Origin of the sequence: Lacisediminihabitans sp., assembly GCF_043726815.1 — a bacterium.
Classification (GTDB): Bacteria; Actinomycetota; Actinomycetes; order Actinomycetales; family Microbacteriaceae; genus Lacisediminihabitans.
The window spans coordinates 1-1,944 of the sequence record NZ_JAYSJZ010000037.1; the positions used below are offsets into that span (position 1 = coordinate 1).

The 1,944-nt window shown below is 70.6% G+C and carries 2 protein-coding genes; one reads left to right on the plus strand and one right to left on the minus strand.

The window, feature by feature from the left end:
• Positions 1–89 precede the first annotated feature (89 nt).
• Entirely contained in the window at positions 90–1,361 is a 1,272-nt protein-coding gene (locus tag ACHZD8_RS04030; RefSeq protein ID WP_394768865.1) for a glutamyl-tRNA reductase, read from the minus strand.
• Between the two features lie 74 nt (positions 1,362–1,435).
• Here ACHZD8_RS04030 and ACHZD8_RS04035 point away from each other — a divergent pair.
• Positions 1,436–1,944: uroporphyrinogen decarboxylase family protein (locus ACHZD8_RS04035; protein WP_394768866.1), on the plus strand; the 509-nt coding region annotated here is incomplete at its 3' end.

Below are 1,944 nucleotides of genomic sequence, written 5' to 3' on the forward strand. Positions count from 1 at the left end.
GGAATGGGACCTAGACAGCTCCACCCTCCACCGGAGGTCTTCCTCATATCAACACATCACACATCAACCAACGTCCCTGAGCAGTACACCTAGGCGAGCAGGTCGAGCATGCCGTCGGTCTTCGGCCGCGCCGCGGTCGAGGCGGGGAGGTCGATGCCGAACAGGGCCACCACGGCCTCATTGAACGACGCGGCCTCGCCGGCGCGGGCGAGCTCCCGGGCCCGAACAGATGGCGTGTGCAGCAGCACTCCGGCGAGGTGACGCAGCGCCGCCTCGGTGCGGCCGTCGCTGTCGCCGCGGGCGCGAGCCCGATCGATCTCGGCGTCGAGCAGGCCGAAGACGTGCGCACGAAGGGCCACGATGGCCGGGGTGAGCTGTTGCTCGACGGTCTGGGCCGCATGCTCGGACACGGCCTCACTCACGAGGGCGCGGGCATCGCTCGTGGCGTTGAGCTCTTCGAGCGGGGCGTGCAGGCTCACGGTCTCGAGGTCGAGAAGCTCGATGCCGGGGATCGCGGCGATGGCCGGATCGACGTTGCGGGGGAGGCCGAGGTCGATCACGATGCGGCGTCGCCCCTGCTCGACGATGGTCGTCGTGATGACCGGCGTGCTCGTGCTGGTGCAGGTGATCACGACGTCGGCCTCGGCGATGGCGGACCGCAGATCGTCGGTGGCCACCATCCCGTGACGCAGCGCGAAACGCGGGGCGCGCCCGGAGGCCGAGAACACCGTGAGATCGGATGCGCCACGTTCTCGAAGCGCGGCGACCGTGGTGCCGGCGTACTGGCCGGTGCCGACGAGGAGAACCCGGGTGGCTGCCCAGTCGGCGATGCGGCTCGAGGTGAGTTCGAGCGCGAGCCGAACGAGCGAGCGTCCGGCTCCGCCGAGGGCCGTGCGGTTCTTCACGCCGCGGGAGGTGTGGGCCGCCCGCTGGAAGAGGCGCTCGAGGCCCGACGAGGTGGTGCCGGCCACGCGGGCCTCCTCGAGGGCCCGGCGCACCTGGCCGGAGATCTCGTCCTCGCCGAGGATCACCGATTCGAGACCCGCAGACACGGCGAAGAGGTGGCTGGCCACGTCGTCGCCCTGCAGCACGCGCACCGAGGCGGTGAGTTCCTCCGCCTCGATCCCGCTCGCCTCGCTGATCACCCGAACGGTTCTGGCCACCGACTCGTCCGCCGTGGCGAGAGGTTCCGCGATCTCGAGGTACGCCTCGAAGCGGTTGCAGGTGGCGAGTACGACGGCTCCGGTGACGAAGTCTCCGTTCTGCACCAGAATGCCTGCTGCCCGCGGCGCACCGATCGAGAGCTTCTCGAGAAGCTCGAAGCTCGCGTTCTGGTGGTTGGCGGTGAGGCAGAGAAACACCTCGATAGCATACGCCCGCTCGCCGTCGAGCCGGCTGGGCGGCCGATCAGCGCCGCTCGCCCATACTTAAGGACGTGAACCTGCCTGCGCACCACCCCATCGTCGACGGCGGAACGGCCGCCTCCCCCCTGATCAGGGCCTACCGCGGCGACCGCCCGGAGACCACACCCGTCTGGTTCATGCGCCAGGCCGGCCGGTCGCTTCCCGAGTACCGCGCGCTGCGGGTGGGCACGGCCATGCTCGACGCCTGCCTCGACCCGGAGCTCTCGAGCGAGATCACGCTCCAGCCGGTTCGGCGGCACCACGTCGATGCGGCCATCTTCTTCAGCGACATCGTCGTGCCGCTCCGGCTCGCCGGCGTCGACGTGGACATCGTGCCGGGTCGCGGCCCGGTGCTCGGCACGCCCATCCGCACGGCACAGGATGTCGCCGCACTGCGTCCCCTGGATCCGGCCGCGCTCGCCCCCATCGCCGAGGGCGTGGCCCGCACGGTGGCCGAACTCGGCTCCACCCCGCTCATCGGGTTCGCCGGCGCACCGTTCACCCTCGCCGCCTACCTCGTCGAGGGCGGCCCGTCCAAGGA